Raw genomic sequence first — 26,254 nt, 5'->3', positions numbered from 1 at the left:
AAATTAGTATTCTACAGTATATTTAAACTAAAGAGGGAAAATATAAAATAGAGTTTAAATATATAAGTAGGAGGTAAAAATTAATATGAAAAACAAATCCTTGTTTCAGCCTATTAAAATAGGAAAGGTGGAAATAAAAAATAAAATATCCATGGCTCCCATGGGAGCTTTTGGGCTTGTGGATAATGAAGGGTGTTATAACCAGAGAGCTATAGACTATTATGTGGAGAGGGCAAAAGGCGGAACGGGCCTTATTATAACAAGTATTACCAAAGTGGAAAATGAACTGGATAAGGTGGTACCTGGTATAATTCCCATTATATCAATAAATCCAGGTAGATTTTTGATGACATCTTCTGAGATGGCGGAGCGGGTTCATGCCTACGGTTCAAAGATATTTTTGCAGCTTACCATGGGTTTCGGAAGAAGCGGTGCACCAGGTACACTTTTGAGAGCACAGCCTGTATCTGCATCGGATATTCCTAATTACTGGGATCCTACTGTCACCTGCAGAGCCCTTACTACTTCGGAAGTTGAATGGATAGTGACAAAATTTGTTGAAGGTGCTGAAATTGCACGACAGGCAGGGTTTGACGGAGTTGAAATACATGCAGTGCACGAGGGGTATCTGCTGGATCAGTTTACTCTTTCAATATTTAATAGGAGAACTGACAAATACGGTGGTGATCTGAGAGGAAGGCTTCAACTTCCCGTAGAAATAGTACAGGGAATAAAGGCTGAAGTGGGGGATGATTTTCCTGTGGGTCTGAGATACAGTGTAAAGAGCTGTATAAAGGACTGGAGGCAGGGTGGACTTCCGGAGGAAGATTATATTGAAAAAGGCAGGGATCTGGAAGAAGGCATTGAGGCTGCAAAAATACTTGAGACTGCGGGATACGATGAACTTAACACTGATTTGGGTACATATGATGCCTGGTATTGGTCACATCCGCCTCTCTATCAAAAAGATGGATTATATTTGCCTTATACGAAGGAATTGAAAAAAGCTGTTAATATTCCCGTCATAGTTGCAGGCAAACTTGGGAATCCGGATCTTGCGGAGAGAGCTCTTGATGATGGTTCTGCGGATATGATCGGGCTCGGAAGACCTCTTCTCTGTGATGCATACTGGCCGAAAAAAGCTCTTGGGAATCATCCTGAAAGAATTCGTCCCTGTATCGGATGCCATACAGGATGCCTTGGAAGAGGATTTGAGGGGAAACCATTGAGCTGTACCGTAAATCCTGCGGTTGGAAGAGAGAGGTATTATGAAATAAAGCCTGCAATTAAAAGCAAGAAGATCATGGTTGTAGGAGGAGGAATTTCAGGAATGGAAGCGGCCAGAGTTGCTGTTATGAGAGGACACAATGTTACACTCTATGAAAGCACTAATGAACTTGGCGGAGAAGTTATTCCAGGATCTGTACCGGATTTTAAGCTGGATGACAGGAGGCTGCTTGACTGGTATAGAAATGAGATGAAAGAACTTAAAGTTAAAATAATATTTAACACTAAGGTAACGGAGGATATGGTGCAGAAGGAAAAGCCTGATGCTGTGATCATTGCAACGGGAGCGAAAGATATTAGACTCAAATTACCTGGCATAGAAAAAGATAAAGTTTCAACAGCAGTTGAAATTTTAAACGGCAGTAAACAGTCAGGAGAGAATGTACTCATGATAGGCGGCGGACTTGTAGGATGTGAAACTGCTCTTTACCTTGCAAAACAGGGTAAAAAGGTGACAATTGTAGAAGCCAGAGACAGTGTACTAAATGCAGGAAAGCCGATTCCACACATGAATAAAATAATGCTGATTGATCTTATGAAAAAGTATAATATAAAAATTATTACGGGAAATTCTCTGCTGGAAGTGACTGAAGACGGTGCAGTTCTTATTGACAGCAGTTTTAAGAAACAAAATGTATCTGCGGATACCGTTATAATTGCCGTTGGCTTCAGGTCTGACAGAGAACTCTACGACAAACTCAATGGTAAGATAGCGGATTTATACCTTGTGGGAGATGCCTATGAAACTGCCAATATAATGGAGGCAATCTGGAGCGGAAATGAAATAGGACTCAACTGTTAACTATTAATTGTTAATTATCCAGTCTTGCACTTATTACAAGCCTGTGTGTGGCCACCCTTATGGGAGTGCAGGTGATGAGAGTCATAGTTGCATCTTTGGTGGGATTTAGTACATTTACTTCATCAGGAAGAACGACTTTTGTATTGTATACCTTGTATTTATAGGATCCCTTCACCGTTTTCACCCTGATCTCATCACCTGTTGTAAGTTCATCCAATCTGTTGAAATATTGCCCGAAAGTATAGCTCCTGTGGCCTGCTAAGGCAAAATTTCCCTTTTCTCCGGGCATTGCAGTTCCCTTGAAATGTCCCACGGCATACCTTAATGTATTCATGTCAGTTCCCTCTCCTACTGCTACCTTCAAATCTATTTTTGGTATGATGAGAATACCAACCGTGCCGTAATTTACAGAAGAATCGGCACTGTCTTTGGAAATTTTGACCTTTCCTTTATGTTCTTTAATTTTCTGCTCGTAGTTTTTTACCATATTATTCTGTGTATATCTTGTCCAATATTTAGTTCCAAAGGCATATACAAGTATTGAAATGCCTATAAGAATGAGTATTAAGCCTATTATATTTACTTTTTTCAATGGACTTCCCTCCAAATATTAACGTAAATTCTAAATAAAATAACAATTATATTAAAAAAATAATTATATAAGCCATGTTAATTATAAATTTAATATTATCAAATTTAAGGTAATATAATTTACATTATATACTATATAGTAATATTCGACAATAAATTAGTCAATATATATTTATTATAAATAAATGATTAACGCCACTATAAAGTATATAATAAAATTATAAATAAAAAATGAAAAGATGTATTATTTGTAATAAAATGTAATCTAATAATTATAAAATTATCAAATGTTTAAAAGGGGCACTGGCATTTAATGAAAAATATATTGAGATTTATAATAATTATGGGTATGCTGTCAATCTCATTTTTTATATCATTTTCAGATGTAATCTCCATCAAAAAACCTAATCCTGCACTTGGTGGAAAAATGGATCTTTCAAAGTGGAATTTTAAAAAAAACGGTCCTGTAAATCTTGATGGACAGTGGGAGCTGTATGATCATCAATTGCTTGCTCCAGAAAATTTTACAAGAAAAAGCAGTGTAAAGCCAAGATTGACAGGATATATCAAACTTACTTCCACCAGGCAAAATGATAAAAATAATAAATTTATGGAACCCAAAGGAGTGAGAACTTGCAGGTTAGTTGTGAAAGTAAAACCTTCCGATAAAGTATTTGGACTTAAACTTGAGAATGTGCGGACGAGCAATAAATTATTTGTAAATGGAATTTTAAGGGGCTTCAGTGGAAACCCTGCTGAAAAAAATAATGGATACCATGCTGGAATGATTCCTTATGATACATATTTTAATATTCAGGGAAGTAGAGCTGAAATAATTATCCAGTCTGCCAATTTTGGGTATCCTCTTAAGGGCACATTGTATAAAATATGCTTCGGACTTCAAAAAAATATCAGCTTCATGACTACTACCAATTCTTCCATTGAACTGGCGGGAACCATATTGATGTTTTTGCTTGCCGTTTATAGCTTGTATGTATATGCCGCATGGAAAAAGGACAAAAGTTTTTTATACCTTGGAATAAGCTTTCTGTCCTTTGCCGTCGACCTGCTTTTTAATGGAGAGAAACTGCTTGTACAGTTATTCCCGGTCATTCCATTTGAATTGGAATGTAAGATTAAGAAAATGGCAGTAATACTGACTATAGCATCCCTGGCCTGGATTGTAAGGGAATTCAACAAAAACATATTGTCAAAAATCACTGTCAAAGCTGTCAATGTGATAAGTATAGTTTATGTACTGGTAGTTTTAACTGTCAGCTATCCTGTGTACATGTACCTGGATTTACCCAAATATATAGTTATCACGGCGTTTCTGATCACGATAATTTTAAAACTTACGGTTATGAACATAAAGGATACCTGTGGTTCCATGAATAAAAAAGAAGCCGGCCTTTTTCTGGAGGCTATAATATGTATCAGTATTTGCCTGGTGAATAATTTTTTATATGAATTGAATCTGACAAGCACCAAACTTGTGGGTTCTGCAGCACTCTGCGGATCTATGGTACTTTTATTTACTATTTTATCCAATGGGTTTTTGAATGCCTATAAAAATATGGAAAAAATGTCAGGGGAGCTCATAGGAATGGATAAGGTGAAGAATGAGTTTATTGCCAGGACTTCTTATGAACTCAAAGCTCCCCTCTATGGAATAATCAACATAACTGAGACCATAATCAAAGAGAACAGCGGTTATATGAAAGATGAAAATGTCAAAGATATAATAATACTGAAAGATATGGCTTTGAAGCTGACAAATATCGTAAATGACACACTGGACATAACTTTGCTGAAAAATGGACAGCTGAAGATAAGCATATGCACGGTGGATGTAAAAGTCTGTGCGAGTATAGTGGTGGAAAGCTACAAGTACATATTACAGAAGAAAAACATAAATATCATCAACAATATAAGGGAAGAGGTATTGGTAAAGGCAGATGAGAGCAGGATACAGCAGGTGATATTCAATCTGGTGGGCAATGCTGTAAAAAATATGGACAAAGGTACTATAAAGATAAGCTGCAGCAGAAAAGGTGACATGGTATATGTGTCGGTGGAGGATACAGGCCCAGGAATACCTGAGGACAAGCAGCATAAGGTTTTTATGCCCTATGAATCTTTGAATCCAGAGGGCATCGGGCTGGGTTTGTATATAACAAAACAGCTGGTGGAACTCATGAAGGGTGAAATATATCTGGACTGGTCGGAGAAGGGCAGGGGAAGCCGTTTTGTGTTTTCACTGCCGGTTTCAAAAGAAAAAAATGATGTCTATGAGGAGAACAGGAAGAGGAATGAAGAGTATTTCCACAGCCTGTCTTCTACAGATTATTCTGATACAGTACAGGGCAGAAAAAATGAAGGCACTATTTTGATAGTAGATGATGAAATATTCAATGTACAGACGGCCCTCAACATATTTTACAGGGAAGGATATAATATTTTAACTGCACTCTCGGGAGAAGAGGCCTTGAAAAAAGTAGAAGACAATAAAGTGGACCTGGTACTTCTTGATGTTATGATGCCGGGAATTTCCGGTATAGATGTATGCAGGAAGATCAGGGAAAAATACTCTCTTATAGAACTTCCCATACTCATATCCACCTTGAAAGACGTGAATTATGATCTGTTCCTGGGTTTTGAGGCAGGGGCCAATGATTTTATAACCAAGCCTTTTGAGGAAAGGGAAATCACTGCCAGGGTGAGGACACTGATTCAGCTGAAAAAATTCATGGAAGATGCGCTGAAAAATGAGATGGCTTTTCTTCAGGCACAGATAAAGCCGCATTTTCTGTACAATACCATAAGCACCATAATTTCCTTTTGTTATACCGATGGAGAAAAGGCAGCTCAGCTCCTCACCGATTTCAGCAGATATCTCAGATTAAATTTTGATATAGACAATAAGATGATGCTTGTACCATTAAGACATGAGCTTGAAATGGTGGATGCCTATATTAAAATAGGGAAGGCACGTTTTGGCGACAAGGTTCACATCGAATATGACGTTGAGCATCAGATTATGGGAGAAAAAGTCCCCGTCCTCTGCATTCAGCCCTTAGTGGAAAATGCTGTAAAGCACGGCCTCCTGGGGAAAAGGGAAGGCGGAACCGTATATGTTTCTGCCAGTAAGGAAAAAAATACAATTCATATTTCAGTAAAGGACAACGGCATTGGCATGAATGATGAGAAACTTGAGGAACTTAGAAATAGTGAAGTTTACAATAATGGGGTTGGTTTTTCAAATATCAGCAGGAGAATTAGAAAACTTCAAAAGAGAGATATAGATATACACAGTATTGAGGGAAAAGGAACAATTGTTGATATGTTTGTTAAAAGTTTATGAATAATTTATATGTCTTGCGGGGGGATAATTGATGAGAACTGTAATTGTAGAGGATGAAAGGCCTATACTGGAGCTGATGAAGCTGGTTATCGGCAGAAACAGGCATCTTGAAATAGTGGGACAGTACACTGATTCCAGGGAGGCCATGGAAGGTATACCGGGACTTTTGCCGGATGTTGTTTTTGTAGATGTGGAGATGCCCTTTATGGATGGCATTGAACTTTCGAGAAAAATAAAAAATTTCAATGAAGATATCCAGATAGTTTTTGTAACCGCCTATGAAAAATATGCTCTGGATGCATTTAAGGTAGATGCGGTAAACTATATTTTAAAACCCATTACGGAAGAGGATTTAAATGCAACAGTAGACAGGCTTCTTAAAAACCGGCATGCAGCAGTGAAAAGCTCTGAAGATGACAAAAAGAACAAAATGTTTATTTTGGGATCCTTCAGGGTATACGGCAGTTCCGGAAGGGAAATCACCAGATGGTCCACTTCAAAGGTACAGGAGCTGTTTGCATATTTTGTACATAAGAAGGGAAAGTGCACAAGTAAATGGGAGCTTTGTGACATACTCTGGCCCAAATTCCATTCTAAAAAAGCTGAACACAACCTGTACAGTACCATATACAGGTTAAAAACTGTCCTCAATAAAGCAGAAATAGAAAATACAGTATACTGTGAAAATGGAAAATATGGAATGGATTTTGAAAGTTTTTACTGTGACAGCTGGGAATTCGAAAGTTTTATTGAAAATAATTCCTCGGTTGATGACAGGAATATAGGTGACTGGGAAAAAAATACGGCACTTTATAAGGGAGTGCTTTTTGGAAATGACGATTATCTATGGGATATGGAACTAAATGAAAAACTGGTGAGATACTATTCCCTAAGCACCAAAAATATAGCCAGATATTATATGAAGATGAAAATTTACAGTAAATCAGAGGAATATTTGAAAAAGGCAATTGCGGCAAATTCTTTTGACGAGAAGGCCCATGATCTCATGATGCAGATTTATTTTTATATGGGAAATAAGACAGCTCTGGTAAGACACTATAAAAAATTAAGTGATTTGTTCCAGAAGGAGCTCCACATAAAGCCTAAAGAATCAACCTTGAAGCTCTATAAAAGTCTGCTTATAAAATTGTAGGAAGTTCAAATCACAATCTGAATGAAGTTAAAGGTCAAAGCACTTTTAACTATAATTTTACACTGCAAGTAATTTATTAAAAAAGATGGCAGATCTTTTAAACCGGGAGCTCCCATCTTTTTTGTGAGTAATTTGTGAGTGATTTGTGAAGTTTATGTGACAAGAATAGAGTATTATTAAAAAGATAAAGTAAAAATGAATACTAATTAGTATCTGTTCTTACTTTATAGGGCTCTTTGAACAATAAAGCAGTAAAGTTATAAAATCATAATCCAAAAAACTTTATTTTTATTATTGTAAGGGTCTATATTTTTATTTCAGAAAGGAGGGAGAAAATGAAAAAGAAAAAATTTTCATCAATTGCAGTGAATATTGTTTGTGCTGCAGATATTTTCATCATTTGGCCCCATAGGAAGTGTAAAGGCAGATGAAAGCTCAAATCCGGCAGCTCCTGTAGATCTTACAGGTACATTTAAATTTATAACCGGAGTCACCCTTACAGACGAAAAGGGAAATGATATCAGTAAAGCAGAAAATGTGGACAAAAGTTCGGCAGTTAATGTAAACTATAAATTCTTAATCCCGGGAGGTACAATTGTAAATAAGGGGGATACCTACAAACTGCAGCTTCCTGAGCAGATTAAGATCTCAAGTGAACAGACAGAGGGCATTAAAGATTCTAACGGCAATACAATAGCAAGTCTGGATGTGGATACATCAGATAAGGCATTGATTACTTTCAATGGCACAGCAGCTTCTGATTCTGATGTAATTGGCAGTTTTGCCATATCCGCCGGATTCGATGAAGATAAAGTGGGAACAGAAAATCCTGCATCCATTGATTTTAAAATTGATGGACAAAGTCCTGTGACGGTGAATTTCAAGCAGGATACGTCATCAGAGGATACTAGCTCTTCCAGCACAATTGGGCAGACAGTTTCTCCAGGTGATGTTTCAGCATCTGCCGATACAACTACTGGCAGTGATATCACAGATTCATTTCATTTTATTACGGGATTCAGCGGCTTGACTGACAAGGATGGCAATAAATTGGATGATGATGTTGATGTCCCTAAAGATTCAGAAGTCCATGTTAATTATACATGGGGAATTCCTGATGATGTAACTGTTACTGCTGGTGATTATTATGATATTTCAATACCAAAACAAATTGAGATTACAAGTGCATCTTTGCCTAGTCAAATTGATTATGGTGGAAATACACTGGCTGATATCTCTGTAGAAACTGGAAATGTAGTCAGATTTACATTTACAGATGCTGTAAATAGCTATAAAGGTGTTACTGGAGGACTTTCTGCAGCCTGCTATTTTAACAAGGATGAAATAGGGACAAATAACCCGGTTCCAATTGAATTTACCGTTCCTGGTGTGGGAAGTACTACTGTAAATATAGACTTTGACCAGCCATCACCAACAATTGTAAAAAGTGGGCATTATGATCCAGCAACTGATGAAATCACATGGACAATAACAGTAAACAAGGAAAATGTCAATGTGGCCAATGCTGTAGTGGAAGATACCATTAATAAAAATGAAGGGCAAAAATTTGTCAGCGGCTCTATTACTATTCAAGATGGTAATAATCCATCCCAAAGTGTACCTGACGTAAATGCATATACTGATACAGACGGAGTTGAAAAGTTGACTTTTAACTTGGTCAATATAACAAAGCAGCAGATTATAACTTTCAGGACCAGTATACATGATGATCTGGCTGCCAAAGGTCAGGGTACGTATACTTATAGTAATGAAGCTACTTTAAAATATGGAGAAGATATTAATAATCCTATTATTTTGCCTTCTTTACCTGCTACAGTGTCTGTACCTGTAAAACTGATAAGTAAAACTGGAACTTACGACGAAGCTAATAAGAAAATTAACTGGACAATCACTGTAAATGAAAGTGGAAGGACAATTGACAATGCAGTGGTCACTGATACTATTCCCGCCGGGCTGAAACTGGATCCCGAAACTATAAAAGTAGGAGATACCTCTGAGAGTGCTGATGCTGCTGCACCTACAACAGTTTCTTATACTTTTACGGATTATGCAACTGAAAGTACATTTAGTCATAGCCTGGGGAAAATAACGGGCCCCAGGGTTATTAAATTTTCGACTGCTGTAAATCCGGAAGTCTACAATCACAATAACGAAAAGGACAATCAATATATTAACACTGCCTATATAAACGGAAGCGGTATATTGGATGAGAGTGGTACTGGAAAAGGAACTCCCGGTACTGGTACTGTTCCTGTACCCACCAGTATCATCAGCAAAAGCGGGTCATATGATGCATCAGCGGTATTATTACCTGGACAATTACTATAAATGGTGATAAGACGACTGTTCCTGCCGGTGCAGTTGTTACGGACACTATTCCTGTAGATCAGACTTATGTATCTGGTTCTGCAAGTATAGATGATAGTTCAAATGGAGCGTTTACTACATTATCGGATAATCAGATTATTTATACCTTTACTAGCGATTTTAATAAAACTTATAATATAACCTTTAAGACGCAGGTAGTTGAAAAGGGTGATTATCAGGCAAATTCCAGTAAAAAATATACTAATGCTGCCAACATTAAAGTGCCCGGTGTAATAGACGAAAATGCCAATGGATCTGTAGATGTAAAAAGTAATGTAATTGACAAATCAGGTGCAGGATATGATTATAACTCTAAACTGATAACCTGGAAAATACTGATAAATGATAATAAGATGTCTGTAACCGGTGCTGTTGTAACTGATAATATTCCAAAGGGTTTGAAGTATGTTTCTGGTTCTGCAAAAATAATAGACGGAAATTATTCAGGAGATCTAGACAGTGCAACTCCCAGCACTTCTGCGGGGGGAAGTTTTAATGAACCGCAGCCAATTGATGATAGTTCAGCAGGAAAAATTGGGGATTCCGGAAATAATGGAACTCTCACTTATAAATTTCCCGATTCTTCCAATAGTAATACCTATACTATAATGTTTCAGACGGAGCTTGTAGATTTAAGTATTTTTACTACTCCGGGAAATCCTGAGGTAACAAATAGTGCTTATATAACTGGAGAGGGAATATATGGCACAGTAACGGATTCAGGCAGTCAAACCATTAGCAATCCGATAGTCACTAAAACTGCCGATCATCCTGATGGTAAGTCCTATATTAACTGGACATTGGACATAGCTCCCAATAATGTTGTAGATTTGTCCAATGCAATTATAAGTGATACTTTACAGGAAGGACTGTCATTAAATACGGATTCCGTAGAATTATATAATGCTACGGTAAATTCTTCTGATGGAACTCTCAGTCCAATTGGAGATAAGATAAAGCTTACCAAGGATAACGTGAAGTATGATCCTGATACCAGGTTATTTGAATTTACTTTTCCGGATGATTCGGATAATAAGCCTTTTGTACTTAAATTTGTAACCAATGTTACTGAAAATGGTACCTATGCGAATTCTGTTACATTTAAGGGAAAGACTTATAATTCCACAAATGATTCTGGATATGTAAAGTATGTCAGCGGAAGTGTCTGGGTAACTGGCACACCGGTAAGCATCAAAATTGTAAAGTCCGATAGTGATAATTCCCAGCCGTTAAGCGGGGCAGTATTCCAACTTCTGGATCAGTACGGAAACGTCAAGGCAACTTCTTCAGCTACAGTAAATGATGGTTCTGTTGTTTTTGATGGACTTTTGTATGACACAGATTATTATATTAAAGAAATAACGGCTCCTACAGGGTATAACCTCAATAGCACGGAATATAAATTCCAGCTTAATAAAAGTGATCAAAACAATTATGACTCTCAAGATGGAGTGTTTAAATTTGATGGAAGTGACAGTAGTCAGGCAACTTACAATTACAGGGACACCGTTATCAGAGGCAATATACAGTTCACCAAAACTGGAGAAGATGCAGATGAGGCGGGATTAAACGGAGCAGTATTTGGGCTGTATAAAGATTCAAGTTGCAATGATGCTGTTAAAGATTCCCAGGGCAAGAGTGTAACTGCAGCTAGCGAAGAGAATGGACGTGTTACATTTTCTAATGTTCCATATGGTACCTATTATATAAAAGAGATCGCTCCGCCAACAGGTTACAATCCTTCTGATAAGGTACTGACTGCGGCTATAGGAGATAATGACAATGGAAAGACTGTAGATGCTGTGTATAATGATGCAGATGGAAATCCTTCAAGTGTACTTTTCGACAACAAGATAAGGGGAAACATACAGTTCAAAAAGACAGATCAGAGTGGAAATCCTCTTAAAGGTGCGGTATTCACACTTTACAGAATTGGTGATGACGGTAAAACTCTTACAGCGGTGAAGGATGCTGACGGCAAGGATTTGACTGCAGCAAGCGGTGCAGATGATGCAGAGGGTGCAGCTGTTACAACTGGCAATGTGATATTTAGCAATATCGAGTATGGCAGCTATGTAATAAAGGAAACTGAAGCACCTCCAGGATATTACCTTTCATCCAAAGTGCTGGATGCAAGTATAACTGCTGACGGAAGCACTGTATATGCAAGACCTGAAGGAGATACTGGAACGGGTGTATACAGCCTTTCAGATACGAAGATTCCGGGCGGCGGCAGTGTAGGTATTCAGGGAACCATAAGTGTGAAGAAAACCGACGATGGCGGAAATGCTTTGAGCGGTGCGGTATTTACACTCTATAATGACAGCGGCAATCCGGTTCAGACTGCAACTACAGATGCCGGCGGAACTGCCCGGTTTACCAAAGTACAGCCGGGGAAATACACTGTGAAGGAAACCACAGCTCCTGCAGGATATGTGCTTTCTTCCCAGGTAATTCCTGTGGAAATAAACATGAGCAAGACCTATGACATCGGAACTGTGAAAGATACTAAAAATGCAGCCTCCATTGAAGTGAAGAAGACAGATGCCAGCGGAAATCCACTCAGCGGAGCCAAATTCACACTGTACAACAGCGGTGTGGAAACGGCCTCGGCAGTCAGCGGGCAGGACGGAATTGCAAGATTTGACAATGTGGTTTATGGAAGCTACACTATCAAAGAGACAGCGGCACCTGCCGGATATGATTTGAACGGGAAGACATTGAGTGTCAATGTGGATTCTTCGAAGACATATCAGTTTACCGTAGTGGATGAAAAGGGAACCCCGAATCCGAATAATCCGGGAGGGACCCCGAATCCGAACAATCCAGGTGGAACTCCAACCCCGAACAATCCGGGAGGGACCCCGAATCCGAACAATCCGGGAGGAACTCCTAATCCCAGCAATCCAGGCGGAACTCCGTCTGAAAATATTTCCAAGGGACTTCCTAAAACGGGGAGTATGGTAGATACTGCAGTACTGCTGGTAATTGGAATGATGGCAGTTCTTGCAGGGATCTGGATGATGATGAGAAGTAAAAGATCAGAAAAAAACATCTAGGCGAAATTAAGTGACAGGAAGATGGTGTTTCCCGGGATATTGGGAAGCACCATCTTTTATATAATACATTTTTATAAACAGGTCATGATCTGCAGATACATGCCTGAAAGGATTTATCTTAAAACATTAAAAAAGGGAGCTGGACTTTACCTAAAATACCTGGAAAAAGATAATGCCATAACTGAATATATAAAACAACTTAAAGGTTGACATTGATAGTTGAAAGTTTTCAGTGAAGAGTGAAAAATTAATGAAGATTTTTCACTCTTAATTTTTTGCTTCAAATTTTGAACTTATAAAAAAATATTTGACTAGAACAGGACAATGCAGTAAAATATATTTTGCATACGAAATATTTTTATGCGAAACATAAGAATATTCTGAAAGGAAGAGAGGACATGAGTGATGTAGAAGATGGAATAAAGCTGCTTAGAACAATAAAAAGGGTGATGAAGAATGCACACAGGATTATGGGGAGGCGGTTTAAGGAACTTGATCTAACTGGACCACAATTGTTTGTGGTGATGAATCTTATGCGTCATGGAAAAATGAAGATAAGTGATCTGGGTGAAAAGATGAGTTTGTCCAATAGCACTGTGTCGGGAATTATCGATAGATTGGAGAAGCAGAATATTGTAAAAAGAGCAAGGAGCAGGGAGGACAGGAGAATAGTCTATGTGAGTGTTACTCCCGAATTTAAAAAGATTGCTGATGCCAAGCATGAGGAAGTTGATAGGATATTTCAATCCATGATGGATGTGGCTACCCCGGAGGAAATGGATATAATAAGCAGGGGGTTGTATACATTGGAAAAAGTAATGAATAGACAGAAAATGAATGGGGAGTGAAGACATAATGCTTAAATTGATGAAATACCTGAAGCCGTTTATTGTGCTTGTTATAAGTGCAGTAATTTTACTTTTCATACAGGCAATGTGTGATCTTGCCCTGCCGGACTACATGTCTAATATTGTAAATGTAGGAATACAGCAGAGCGGTATCGAAAATGCAGTGCCGAAAGCAGTGAGAGAAAGTGAAATGAACAGACTTTTAGTATTTATGAATGAAAATGATAGACAGCAGATCTTAAAAAATTATACATTTGTGAATAAATCCAGCCTCAATTACAGTGGATATCTCAAGGATTATCCAGGACTTGAAAGTGAACCCCTGTATGTTTTAAAAAATATAGATGAGCCGCAGATTGACAGGATGAATCCTGTAATGGGAAAGGCCTTCCTGGCTGTTTCCGGTGTGGAAAAAATTAAAGATAGTGCAAGAAATGGAGTTATAAATTTTAACGGGCAGAAGATACCTGCAAATACGGATCTATTTGCACTGTTTTCAAAACTCCCTGAAACGCAGCGGCTGAAAATAAGTGAAAGTATGAATAAAAAATTTACTTCAATGGGTGACAGCATGATAATACAGGCCTCATCGGCCTCAATCAGGGATGAATATGAGAAAATAGGAATGAATACTGATAAAATTCAGAGCAGATATATTGTCCATATGGGTGTAATCATGCTTCTAATTTCTCTGCTTGGTGCAGTCTGTACCATTGCGGTAGGGCTTATAGGGGCTAGAATTGCAGCGGGATTATCAAAAAATTTGCGTAGAGATCTGTTTACCAAAGTGGAGAGCTTTTCCAGTGAGGAATTCAATAGATTTTCAACAGCATCGCTTATAACAAGAACTACCAACGACATCACCCAGATACAGCTGGTTGTTTTTCTTGCAGTGAGAATGCTTATATATGCACCTATTTTAGGTGTGGGGGGAGTTTTGAAGGTTTTAAGCAAGAGTACCTCCATGACCTGGATCATTGCCCTGGCGGTGGTGATTCTATTGGGCTTAATCGGCAGCATATTTGCAGTTGCCTTCCCAAAATTTAAAATTGTGCAGAAACTGGTAGATAAATTGAATCTCATTACCCGTGAAAATCTGTCTGGAATGATGGTGGTAAGGGCATTTAATACTCAAAAGTTTGAAGAGAAAAGATTTGATAGGGCAAATCAGGAACTGACAGATACAAACTTGTTTATAAATCGTGTCATGTCTGCCATGTTTCCAGCCATGATGCTCATAATGAATGGTGTCACAATACTCATAGTCTGGGTTGGTTCGCATCAGATTGCAAGTTCAAGTATGCAGGTGGGAGATATGATGGCATTCATGCAGTATGCCATGCAGATTATATTTGCCTTTCTCATGATGTCCTTTATGTTTATTCTTATACCAAGGGCCTCGGTATCTGCCCAGAGAGTCAATGAAGTTCTGGAAGTAAAGCCCTCCATTGTAGATCCAGAAAAGCCCCTGCACTTTCCTGATGAAGTTAAAGGTGTTATAGAATTTAAAAATGTTTCTTTCAGATATGAAGGTGCAGAAAAAGATGTATTAAAGAACATAAGCTTTAAGGCTCTTCCAGGTCAGACAACAGCCTTTATTGGTTCCACCGGTTCAGGTAAATCCACTCTTGTCAATTTGGTGCCGCGTTTTTATGATGTAACCGGGGGACAGATTTTTATTGATGGAATTGATATAAGAAAAGTTGCACAGCGTGAGCTTAGAGATCTAATTGGTTATGTACCCCAGAAAGGTGCATTGTTTAAAGGTACTATTGAATCCAATTTGAAATATGCCAGAGATAGTGCGTCGGACAGTGATATGGAAGAAGCGGCGAGAATTGCCCAGGCGAAAGAATTTATTGATGAAAAACCGGAAAGATTTGAAAGTGAAATTTCCCAGGGAGGTTCAAATGTATCGGGAGGACAGAAGCAGAGGCTGTCTATTGCCCGTGCCCTTGTGAAAAGGCCGAAGATCTATATATTCGATGATAGTTTTTCCGCACTTGATTTTAAGACCGATTCTGATCTTAGAAAGGCTCTTAAAACCGAGACAAAGTCAAGCACCATTCTTATAGTTGCCCAGCGTATTTCCACAATCAAGAATGCGCAGCAGATAGTAGTGCTTGAAAAGGGAGAGATAGTTGGAGTTGGCACCCATGGTGAATTAATGGAGAAATGTGAAACCTATAGGGAAATCGCATTATCACAGCTGTCTAAGGAGGAATTGGCATGAGTGAACACAATAACAGACGGAAACCTTCTTTGAGGAAAAATAGGGGACCGAGAGGTATGATAATTGCCGGGGAAAAAGCCCACAACTTTAGAGGTACTATGAAAAAACTCATGGGTTACCTGGGTATATATAAGATATCAATTGCTGTTGTAGTTATTTTTGCTGTTGCAAGTACTGTATTTTCCATAGTGGGACCTAAGATACTGGGAAAAGCTACCACAAAATTATTTGAAGGTGTTATGGCAAAGATATCTGGTACCGGGAATATAGATTTTGCCTATATAGGGAGAATAATTGTGCTGCTGGCAGTCTTATATACGATTGGTTCATTGTTCGCCTATGTTCAGGGTTGGATAATGTCTGGAGTGTCCATGAAGATAAGCTATAAATTCAGAAAGGATATTTCGGAGAAAATCAATCGTATGCCTTTAAAATATTTTGACAGGACGAATCATGGTGAGGTACTGTCCAGGGTTACCAATGATGTGGATACTTTAAGTCAGACTCTTAATCAGAGTTTAGGACAGATCATCACTTCTGTTACCATGGTTTTAGGAGTGCTGGTCATGATGTTCAGTATAAGCTGGCAGATGACCCTTGTGGCACTCTGTATAATTCCCGTATCTCTGGGACTCATAATGCTCATTGTTAAATATTCACAGAAGTATTTCAAACAGCAGCAGGACTACCTTGGAAATTTAAATGGACATGTGGAAGAGATGTATGGCGGTCATATTGTGATGAAGGCCTTCAATGGTGAAAAAGACAGTATTAAAAAATTTGACAGGATGAATAAAAGGCTTTTCGGATCAGCCTGGAAATCTCAGTTTTTATCTGGTATAATGATGCCCATGATGAACTTTGTAGGCAACCTGGGGTATGTTGCAATATGTATTTTGGGAGGTTGGCTGGCAGCAAAGAAGGCTATTGAAGTAGGTGATATTCAGGCATTTGTCCAGTATGTTCGATCCTTTACCCAGCCTATTTCACAGATTGCCAATATTTCAAATATACTTCAGCAGACAGCAGCATCAGCGGAGCGTATTTTTGAATTCCTGGAGGAGGAAGAGGAAACTCCTGAAACTTCTGATGCAGTTAAACCTGAAAATATACGGGGTCATGTAGAATTTAAGAATGTTCATTTTGGATATGATCCGGATAAAATTGTTATAAATAATTTTTCAGCTTCTGTTAAGCCCGGTCAGAGAATTGCAGTCGTAGGCCCTACGGGAGCTGGTAAAACTACAATCATTAAACTTCTCATGCGCTTCTACGATATAAATGCCGGACAGATTCTTGTGGACGGCCATGATATAAGGACTTTTACGAGAAAGGATCTCAGATCCATATTTGGCATGGTGCTTCAGGATGCATGGCTTTACAATGGCAGTATAATGGAGAACATTCGTTACGGACGTATTGGTGCAACTGATGAAGAAGTTGTTTCAGCAGCAAAGGCGGCCCATGTGGACAGCTTTGTTCACACTCTGCCAGATGGATACAATATGATACTGAATGAAGAAACTTCAAATGTATCCCAGGGACAGAAACAGCTGCTCACCATTGCAAGGGCAATACTTGCAAATCCCAGGATACTTATTTTGGATGAGGCTACGAGCTCTGTGGATACCCGTACGGAATTGCAGATTCAAAAGGCCATGGATAATCTCATGAAAGGCCGTACAAGTTTTATAATTGCCCACCGCCTTTCTACAATACGTGATGCCGACCTGATACTTGTCATGGATCACGGTGATATTGTTGAGCAGGGAAAGCATGTTGAACTTCTTAAAAAGAACGGAGTGTATGCAGATCTCTACAACAGTCAGTTTGAAACTGCGTAAATTAATAAGGTCGAGAAAAGTTTCAGTAGACTTTCTTGGCCTTATTAATTTTAACTTTATGCAGTTTTTTGAATTTACTGTATAATGTGTACTTATCTATATACTAAAGTATTTTAATTATTTTAACAAAAATTTTGACAAAAATACTACTTAGTAATAAAATATGCCTATATATATTTGTAAATTTTCATATATGACGGACATATTTCAAATACTGCATATCCGCCATACTCAAACAATTATGAATAAATGTATTTTTAATATTCATGATGAATTTGGCAGCAAATATATAAAAAAAGATTGGGAGGCTATTTTATATGAGCACTGAAGAAATTGAAAAGTTAAAGCAGCTGGTATGTAAAACTATCGATGCCAATTCCGGAAAGATAATAGACTTTTCAAAATCTGTGGAGAAAGAACCAGAGCTGGGATTTAAAGAAGAAAAGACATCTAAAAAGGTAAGGGATATTTTTGACAGCATAGGCCTGAAGCATAGAGATGGACTGGCTATTACTGGAGTAAAGGCAAAATTGAAGGATGGGCATGATGGTATAAATGTAGCTGTTCTCGGAGAGTTGGATGCAGTCATATGCAGGGGAAATAAAAATACAGATCCTGAAACAGGGGCGGCTCATACCTGCGGACATCATCTGCAGTTGGGAGCTTTGATTGGCTCGGCTATAGGTTTGAAGTTATCTGGAATTGCAGATAAATTAAATGGGAATGTGACTTTTATGGCAGTGCCATCGGAAGAATGTATTGAATTTGCCTACAGACAAAAGCTAATACAGCAGGGAAAAATTCATTTTTTAGGTGGAAAACAGGAACTCATATATCAAGGTGAATTTGACGATGTAGATATAGCCATGATGATGCATTCCATGAAAAATTGTCCAAATCCTACTGTACTTTTGGGAAAATCTAGTAATGGATTTTTAGCCAAAACCATACAGTATATAGGAAAGGCAGCCCATGCAGCTGAGGCACCAGAACAGGGGATAAATGCATTAAATGCTGCAATGATTGGGCTTATGGGCGTAAATGCCCTTAGAGAAACTTTTAAAGACGAAGATTATATAAGATTTCATCCTATTATTACAAAAGGTGGAGATGTAGTAAACAGTGTTCCCGATGATGTCAGAATTGAAAGTTATGTTCGTGCAAGGACTATAGATGCCATGGTGAAGACAAATGAAAAAGTTGACAGGGCACTTAAAGCCGGGGGAGATGCAGTGGGTGCAAAAACTGTTATCAGGACCATACCGGGATATTTGCCTCTTGAATGTTCACAGGAATTAAATGATATGTACAGGCGAAATTGCAGTGAACTTTTACCTGAAAGCGGTGTGCTGGAAGGAGGACATTTTTTTGCTTCTACAGACATGGGTGACGTATCTCAATTGATTCCAAGTATACACCCTTATATAGGTGGAGTCAGCGGCAGCCTCCATGAAAAAGATTTTAATGTGGAAGATTATTATGCGGCCTGTGTACTTCCTGCAAAGTTATTTGCAATGCTCATAGTAGATCTGCTGGCCGGCAGTGCAGAAAAAGGTAAAGACGTAATCAAGAATTTTAAACCTCAATTATCCAAGGAAGAATATTTAAAAATTTTAAATGGATTCAATAAAGTAATAGGAGGGGAAAAATGTTAAAAAAGTACGTCAAAATTTTTGTATTGGCTTTTATATTGGTTGTAATAGCCGAGCTCATAGGAGAGAAGAAAATTAAGTTTGGACCTGGATATCTGGTATTTTTGCCCATGCTCTTTGCCCTGATCATGGGGCTTATTATAAGTCTTCCCAAATTGAAGATTATTTCTGATAAAGAAATGAGTTTGTCAAATGAGATTATGGGAATTGCTGTAATACTGTTCGTAGCTAAAATAGGTGCTACAATGGGACCTTCTATTGTTGCACTCGTAGAATCAGGCTGGGCACTTTGTTTTCAGGAGCTCGGTCATTTCTTTGGTACCGTTGTTTTGGGCCTTCCAATTGCTGTTTTGCTGGGACTTGGACGTGAAGCCGTAGGAGCTACTTTTTCGATTGATCGTGAGCCCAACATTGCTATAATTTCAGAAAGATATGGCATGGATTCTCCCGAAGGCCGTGGAGTTATGGGAATATATATCTGTGGAACATTGTTTGGTGCAGCTTATATAGGGCTTCTTGCAGGTTATATGGGATCTCTTAAGATATTCAATCCCCTGGCTCTTGCCATGGGTTCAGGCGTGGGATCCGGAAGTATGATGGCAGCAGCTTCGGGTGCTATTGCAGCTGTGTTTCCATCAGAAGCCAAGGAAATAGCCAGCTTTTCAGCAGCTTCCAATTTACTTACTACTATAATAGGAATATATTTTACCTTATTTATCTCTCTACCGGTTGCAAATAAGTTCTATGATTGGCTGCAGCCTAGAATTGGAAGAAATAGAAAAAAGAGTGGGGGAAGATTAAAATGAAAAAATTTATTCAGGAAGCCGTTATTTTATTGGGAGTTGGAATAATTGCGCTTATTGGAAATAGTATAAATGATAAAGTGCCTTTAGGAGTTGGATTTATTGGAATGCTCATATTGATTTGCATTACTCTGGCTGGAATTATCATAAAAAAAATTATTCCAATTAATCTGCCTATGGTATTTTGGGTATCTATAGTAGCTGTTTTGGTGACATGCCCCCTCAATCCCTATGGTGCCTATCTGGATAAGCAATATCTTGACAAAGTAAATATGCTGGCCCTTACAACACCGGTTTTGGCTTTTGCAGGTCTATCTCTTGGAAAAGATTTAAAACTTTTCAAAGAACTGAGCTGGAAAATAGTAATTGTAGCCCTTACTGTTTACACCGGAACTTTTGTATTTGCAACCTTAATTGCACAATTTGTTTTAAAAATTACCGGTAAAATATAGAATGGGGACTGACCCCCTTACATTTTTTGTAAGGGGGTCAGTCCCCATCTTGAAAATATGTGCTTCACGTGATATTATAAGCAGAGAAGGTAAATGATTATCAGAAGGGGGAAGGCGTAGATGGCAAACAATAGTTTTAGTATACTTGAAATGCTTAAAATAGCTGTATTGATGGAAGAAGAAGGCTATAAATTTTATACTAACGGTATTAACCACACCACTGGCAAAACTCAAAAATTTTTGAAAGTTGCTGCAGGCCAGGAGTTTGTTCACAAGGAAAAATTTCAAAAACTTTATGATAAAATTTCTCAGAATAAAGAAATTGAATCCGAATATCTTCTGGACAGTGAAGTGTCTGGATATCTTAAGGGACTTATTGAAGACAGGGTTTTTGATAAAAGCGAGCAGCCTGAGGATGCATTTAAGGATTTGAAAACTGCTATACAGCATGCAGTTAAAACGGAGGAACTTACGGTTCAGGTATATTCCCATATGTATGAGGGAATTTCTAAAAAAGATGCAAAAGATATACTGTCCGTTATATTAGAGGAAGAAAAAGGACATGTGGCATATTTTTCAAAATTACTTAAGGATATAGTAGATTGATAAGTTTATATCATAAAATTGAAAATATGAAGAATTTGATGCGTTGAAGAGAATATTATGACTCTCTATGTAACGCATCTTATTTTTCGATTTTTTTTAAGACAAATTGGAAACGATTGTATCCCTGCTTGTGCCTAAAAGTATATATAATAATATATAGCTGAAAAAAATAATAAATTAATAAAATTTTAATATTGCTATTGATAAATTGATTAAAACTTAGTATTATATAAATAAGTTTTTTTTAAAACCCCGGGGAGTAAGGTTTTTTATATTTATAACATTAGATCTTAAAATTGAGGAGGTATTTTTTTATGAATAGTATAAACGGAGCAGATACTGTGTTTGTAATAATATGCGCAGCATTAGTAATGATAATGACTCCGGGATTAGCTCTATTTTACGGAGGAATGGTAAGAGGGAAAAATACTCTAGATAGTACTCTCCATAGCTATTCGGCATTGGCGGTAATATCTATTCAATGGATACTCATAGGGTATACACTGTGCTTTGGGACAGATATAGGTGGATTGATAGGGGGCTTTAATTTTGCAGGATTGAAGGGAGTCGGTTTTGCACCAAATGCAGATTATGCAGGTACGATCCCACAACAGGTTTTTATGCTGTTTCAGCTTATGTTTGCCATAATAACTCCTGCACTTATATCCGGTTCTATTGCAGAAAGAATGAAATTTACACACTGGATAGTATTTTTAATATGTTGGACAACGTTGGTTTATGATCCAATTGCTCACTGGGTGTGGGGTGCAGGAGGATGGCTGAAAAATCTTGGAGCACTGGATTTTGCAGGTGGTAATGTAGTTCACATAAGTTCAGGTGTGTCCGGACTTATTGCAGCATTGATGCTTGGAAAAAGGAGAAATGTGGGAAAACCTAGCAATCTTCCAATAACCTGTTTGGGAGCTGCCATTCTCTGGTTTGGATGGTATGGGTTCAATGCAGGAAGTGCACTTGCTATAAATGATGTGGCGGTGAATGCTTTTATCACTACCAATACTTCTGCAGCAGCTTCGGCCATAAGCTGGAGTATTTGTGAATTTGCCTATAGAAAGAAGATAACTTCTCTCGGAGTTGCCAGTGGAATAGTTGCAGGTCTTGTAGCTATAACTCCAGGTGCTGGTTTTGTCAGCCCTTTAGCTTCATTGATCATTGGGCTGGTAGGAGGAGCTGTATGTTATTCATGTATTACTTTCGTTAAAGCTAAATTGGGATATGATGATGCACTTGATGCTTTTGGCTGTCACGGTGTAGGTGGAATATGGGGAGGAATTGCCACTGGAATATTTGCCTGGAAAGCAATCAATTCAGCTGGTGCAAGTGGATTGATTCATGGTAATCCAAAATTGCTGGGAATTCAGATAATAGCTGTTTTGTCCAGTGTGGTGTACTCTGCGGTTGTCACGTTTATTATAATAAAGGTAATTAATGCCGTGAGCAGCATAAGAGCAGGTGAAAAAGAAGAACAGGTAGGTTTGGATGTCACGGAACATGGTGAAGAGGCTTATGGCGGAATTCAGATGTAGAAAATATTATGAATATAGTTGATAGGCCTTGGCAGAATGATGTAAAATTTATATATGGGTGTAAATTATGTTTAATAAGGAGGTAAAATAATGGCTGATAAACTTACTAAAGTGGATATCATTACATCTAAGGGCAAGTTTGAAGAACTGAAAAAAGCCCTGGGAGACATTGGAATTTCGGGAATGACAGTTACCAACGTGTTAGGATGCGGAATGCAAAAGGGACATAAGGAATATTATAGGGGCCTTACCATGGACATAAATTTAGTACCGAAAGTAAAGATTGAGATAGTGGTCTGTGAAGTGCCTGTGGATCTGGTAGTGGAAACTGCTAAAAAAGTGCTTCATACAGGAGAAATGGGCGATGGAAAAATATTTGTCTACAATGTGGAAAATGTTATACGTATAAGTACGGGAGACGAGGGAAGAGTAGCTCTGCAGTACAGTGATAAAGATAAATAAAGTGGAAGAGCTGAGGGTTGTTTCAATAAAATTTTGAAACAATCCTTTATTTTTTACCCTGGATTTTGACAGAGTACTGTATTGAAATAAATGCTGCTTTTGATACAATAGATATAATACCATTACTTGGTATATAAATAGGGAGGGATAAGGATGAGTGAACTGTTGTTTCAAAAAGACAGCTATTTGAAGGAATTTAAATGCAGCATTTCTGAAGTAAATAAAACCGAAAATGCAGTTGTACTTGATAGAACCGCATTTTACCCTGCTGGCGGGGGTCAGCCCTATGATACAGGGATTTTAGAAGGAGAGTCAAATGTATACACTGTTGAAAGAACTAAAAAGATAGGGGATTCTGTATACCACTATATAAATGGGAGACTTCCAGAACCCGGTCAAACTTGTATGGGGAAGATAGACTGGGACCGCCGGTATAAACTTATGAGGACACATACTGCCATGCACATTTTATGTGCTGTTGCGTGGAGGGATTATAAAGCTAAAGTGACCGGCGGAGATATGGACTGCCTAAGTGCGAGGATGGATTTTGAATTCGAAAATTTTAACAGAGAATTAGTGGATGAAATTGAAAAGAAAGCTAATGAAGAAATAAAATGTAGGAGAGATATCAGGGTTAATTTTCTTGAAAGAGAAGAAGCTCTCAAGATTCCAGATTTAATAAAAACAAAAGAAGATCTTCTTCCGAGAGGTATTGATAAAATAAGGACTGTTGAAATTGAAGGATTGGATCTTCAGGCGGATGGGGGCACCCATGTAAAAAATACTGCAGAGGTCGGCAGTATAAAAGTAGTTAGGTTTAAAAGTAAGGGGAGAATAAATAAGAGAATATATGTGGAGATAGAGGATTAAGATATAATAGAAGGGGGTTATAGATTATGAAAATAGATAAGTGTATCAAGGAAGTTGAAAGGGACAGCAGAGTTGTTTCCAGGGCCTGTAGAATTCCATACTTTCCGTTAGTTGTAGAAAGCATAGAAGGATCCACTGTAAAGGACATAGATGGGAATGAATATATAGATCTGCTGTGCAGTGCCGGTTCAATAAATGTAGGGGGAGCCAATGAAAATGTCAAAAAATCCATAATTGAACAGGTGAATAAATATGTCCACTATACTCCTGCATATCTTTACAACAAACCTATGATTGATTTGGCAGAAAAACTTGTAAAAATTACGCCCGGGGAATTTCCCAAAAGGGTTGCCTTTGGGCTTTCGGGTTCAGATGCCAATGACGGAGCTATTAAATTTGCCAGGGCTTATACTGGAAGAAGCTCCATAATCACTTTTATTGGAGCCTATCACGGTGTTACTTATGGATCCATGTCCATGTCTGCAATTACCACAAAGATGAGAAGAAAACTCGGACCTTTTTTACCTGGGGTTTACAGCTTCCCCTATCCTAACTGTTATAGATGTAATTACGACAAAAAAGAAAACTGCTGTAATTTGGAGTGCCTCCACCAGATTCAAATTGCCTTTGACAGCTATTTGCCTTCTGATGAAGTGGCGGCAGTGGTAATTGAGCCCATCCAGGGAGATGCTGGAATTATAGTTCCTCCCGGAAGATATATGAAAAAGCTCTATGAACTGTGCGCTCAAAATGGAATTTTGTTTATAAGTGAAGAGGTCCAGCAGGGTTTCGGCCGTACCGGTAAGTGGTTTGGCATTGAAAATTTTGACATAATCCCGGATGCAGTTATTCTTGGAAAATCCATAGGCGGAGGACTGCCCTTAAGTGCGATTGTAGGAAGGGAAGAGATAATGCAGAGCCTTGATCCTCCTGCCCATACATTTACAACAGCTGCCAATCCTGTATGCTGTTCCTCTGCTGTAAGTGCTATAGATGTAATTTCCCAAGATGGATTTTTAGAACATGTTAATGAAATAGGAAATTTTGCAAGAAATTATTTGAATAATTTGAAAGATGAATGTCCTATTATAGGAGATGTGAGAGGGATTGGATTATCCATAGGGGTGGAACTGGTCAAGGATAAAATGAGCAAGGAGAAAAATACGGAAGCCACCTTGAAGATATGTTACAGGTGTTATGAAAAGGGAGTTATCCTCATATCTCTAAATGGAAATGTACTTAGAATTCAACCGCCTCTGATTATTACGAAGGATGAAATGTTTAAAGCCCTGGAAATTATAAAATCCTCCATTGAAGATTATCTGCAGGGAAATATACCAGATGAAGTACTGAATACCATAAAGGGATGGTAATAAAAAATGTCTCTGGAATTCAGTTCCGGTTTTTGTGGTGAATCTCTGTAATAAAAGTACTTGAAAGTAAAAAGCCCGCTTATCACAGGGATTTTTTGATTTTCAAGTACTCTGCTTTATTTTTCGTAGAAAATAAGTGCTGGTTTTCTTCTGGGAGGTTTCTGATTTTTTTGCTTCTCATCGGGATAGCCGGCTATCATGGTGCTTACCAGTTTGTAGGAATCGGGTACATTGTGTTTTGATTTGAATTCAGGAGTACTGCATATACATTCTGCAAATCCAATCCAGCAGGTTCCCAGACCGAATTCTTTGGCAGAGAGCATGATATTGCCTGCTGCCAGGGAGCAGTCATAAGTACACCAGTGTGAAGATGTGTCACCGTAAATTACTATTACACAGGGAGCACCGTAAAAAACGCTGAAGTTTTCATCTTTAAGCCAGTTTTCATATTGTTTGAAATAAGGATAATCTGCTATGTTTTCCACCAGATATTTCTTGATTTCATCCGATAGGGATTTTATTTCCCATTTGTCTGTTATGACTACAAATCCCCAGGGCTGGCCGTAGGAACCGGTAGCAGCTTTTGTCCCGAGCGTGATTAATTCATGAATTGTATTTGAATCCACCTCCTGATCCTTAAAGGATCTTGTACTTCTTCTTGTATTTATTCTTTCAATGATATTCATAATAGGACTCCTCTCCATGGTATAAAACAGTTTCTTCTTATATTGAATGATACTTAAATATGAAACCATTGTCAACTATTTAAACACCTTAGGATTTTGGCTGCTCCCCATTTATTATAGATTGATAGCATTATATATGATAAAATACATATTGTGAGTGAAAAAGTTAAAGCTTCAGTTTCTGCAAGTTTGTATATTTGAAATGTATTATATACGTTAAAGAAAGGGAGAAGATGA

The 26,254-nt window shown here is 38.1% G+C and carries 18 protein-coding genes; 16 read left to right on the top strand and 2 right to left on the bottom strand.

Translation table 11 applies throughout. The features are described 5' to 3' along the window. The first annotated feature begins 85 nt into the window (after positions 1-85). Positions 86-2,089 carry an FAD-dependent oxidoreductase gene (locus ACFHWD_RS11165; protein ID WP_179978461.1) on the top strand — a complete coding sequence of 668 codons (2,004 nt, stop codon included), beginning with the start codon at positions 86-88 and terminating at the stop codon, positions 2,087-2,089. Positions 2,090-2,099: 10 nt separating this feature from the next. Here ACFHWD_RS11165 and ACFHWD_RS11160 read toward each other — a convergent pair whose 3' ends face one another. Continuing rightward, the gene (locus ACFHWD_RS11160) at positions 2,100-2,681 is read right to left on the bottom strand and encodes a class D sortase (RefSeq protein WP_150357439.1); all 582 of its coding nucleotides are present in this window, start codon (positions 2,679-2,681) and stop codon (positions 2,100-2,102) included. Between the two features lie 312 nt (positions 2,682-2,993). Between ACFHWD_RS11160 and ACFHWD_RS11155 the strand changes: the two genes are divergently transcribed. The 15 genes from ACFHWD_RS11155 to ACFHWD_RS11085 all read left to right on the top strand — a co-directional run bounded on the left by ACFHWD_RS11155 (position 2,994) and on the right by ACFHWD_RS11085 (position 25,331). After that, a complete protein-coding gene (locus ACFHWD_RS11155) occupies positions 2,994-6,044 on the top strand; it encodes an ATP-binding protein (protein ID WP_378061903.1) in 3,051 nt (1,016 codons plus the stop codon). 31 nt (positions 6,045-6,075) lie between these two features. Next, positions 6,076-7,197, top strand: a complete 1,122-nt coding sequence (locus ACFHWD_RS11150) for a response regulator (protein WP_378061901.1) — start codon at positions 6,076-6,078, stop codon at positions 7,195-7,197. A gap of 378 nt (positions 7,198-7,575) precedes the next feature. Continuing rightward, a complete protein-coding gene (locus ACFHWD_RS11145; protein ID WP_378061899.1) occupies positions 7,576-9,546 on the top strand; it encodes an Ig-like domain-containing protein in 1,971 nt (656 codons plus the stop codon). Positions 9,547-9,806: 260 nt separating this feature from the next. Continuing rightward, positions 9,807-12,644 (top strand): SpaA isopeptide-forming pilin-related protein, encoded by a 2,838-nt coding sequence (locus ACFHWD_RS11140; RefSeq protein WP_378061897.1) that lies wholly within the window; start codon positions 9,807-9,809, stop codon positions 12,642-12,644. Positions 12,645-13,042: 398 nt separating this feature from the next. Then, on the top strand, positions 13,043-13,492 hold the full coding sequence (locus ACFHWD_RS11135; protein WP_378061895.1) for a MarR family winged helix-turn-helix transcriptional regulator: 450 nt from the start codon (positions 13,043-13,045) through the stop codon (positions 13,490-13,492). Positions 13,493-13,499: 7 nt separating this feature from the next. After that, on the top strand, positions 13,500-15,725 hold the full coding sequence (locus tag ACFHWD_RS11130; RefSeq protein ID WP_378061893.1) for an ABC transporter ATP-binding protein: 2,226 nt from the start codon (positions 13,500-13,502) through the stop codon (positions 15,723-15,725). After that, on the top strand, positions 15,722-17,569 hold the full coding sequence (locus ACFHWD_RS11125) for an ABC transporter ATP-binding protein (protein ID WP_378061891.1): 1,848 nt from the start codon (positions 15,722-15,724) through the stop codon (positions 17,567-17,569). The genes ACFHWD_RS11130 and ACFHWD_RS11125 overlap by 4 nt, the downstream gene beginning before the upstream one ends. Before the next feature lie 317 nt (positions 17,570-17,886). Further along, positions 17,887-19,224 (top strand): amidohydrolase, encoded by a 1,338-nt coding sequence (locus tag ACFHWD_RS11120; protein ID WP_150355581.1) that lies wholly within the window; start codon positions 17,887-17,889, stop codon positions 19,222-19,224. After that, positions 19,218-20,027, top strand: coding sequence for a DUF3100 domain-containing protein (locus tag ACFHWD_RS11115; RefSeq protein ID WP_150355580.1), 810 nt, complete (start codon positions 19,218-19,220; stop codon positions 20,025-20,027). Before ACFHWD_RS11120 ends, ACFHWD_RS11115 begins: the two co-directional genes overlap by 7 nt. Then, positions 20,024-20,476 carry a hypothetical protein gene (locus tag ACFHWD_RS11110; protein ID WP_150355579.1) on the top strand — a complete coding sequence of 151 codons (453 nt, stop codon included), beginning with the start codon at positions 20,024-20,026 and terminating at the stop codon, positions 20,474-20,476. Before ACFHWD_RS11115 ends, ACFHWD_RS11110 begins: the two co-directional genes overlap by 4 nt. A gap of 120 nt (positions 20,477-20,596) precedes the next feature. Beyond that, entirely contained in the window at positions 20,597-21,082 is a 486-nt protein-coding gene (locus ACFHWD_RS11105) for a ferritin family protein (protein WP_150355578.1), read from the top strand. 314 nt (positions 21,083-21,396) lie between these two features. Continuing rightward, the gene (locus ACFHWD_RS11100) at positions 21,397-22,626 is read left to right on the top strand and encodes an ammonium transporter (RefSeq protein WP_150355577.1); all 1,230 of its coding nucleotides are present in this window, start codon (positions 21,397-21,399) and stop codon (positions 22,624-22,626) included. 90 nt (positions 22,627-22,716) lie between these two features. Continuing rightward, positions 22,717-23,088, top strand: coding sequence for a P-II family nitrogen regulator (locus tag ACFHWD_RS11095; RefSeq protein WP_150355576.1), 372 nt, complete (start codon positions 22,717-22,719; stop codon positions 23,086-23,088). Positions 23,089-23,241: 153 nt separating this feature from the next. Continuing rightward, positions 23,242-23,958: an alanyl-tRNA editing protein gene (locus ACFHWD_RS11090; protein ID WP_150355575.1), complete on the top strand. Its 717-nt coding sequence runs from the start codon at positions 23,242-23,244 to the stop codon at positions 23,956-23,958. 26 nt (positions 23,959-23,984) lie between these two features. Next, positions 23,985-25,331, top strand: a complete 1,347-nt coding sequence (locus ACFHWD_RS11085) for an aspartate aminotransferase family protein (RefSeq protein ID WP_179978473.1) — start codon at positions 23,985-23,987, stop codon at positions 25,329-25,331. Positions 25,332-25,447: 116 nt separating this feature from the next. Here the strand turns inward: ACFHWD_RS11085 and ACFHWD_RS11080 are convergent, their stop codons facing one another. Then, on the bottom strand, positions 25,448-26,017 hold the full coding sequence (locus tag ACFHWD_RS11080; RefSeq protein WP_378061887.1) for a nitroreductase: 570 nt from the start codon (positions 26,015-26,017) through the stop codon (positions 25,448-25,450). Between the last annotated feature and the right edge of the window lie 237 nt (positions 26,018-26,254).

Origin of the sequence: Clostridium sp. MT-14, assembly GCF_042436595.1 — a bacterium.
Taxonomy (GTDB): Bacteria; Bacillota; Clostridia; order Clostridiales; family Clostridiaceae; genus Clostridium_B; species Clostridium_B aromativorans.
The sequence above is the reverse complement of the archived record's forward strand: the minus strand, read 5'-3'. Positions and strand labels throughout refer to the sequence as shown.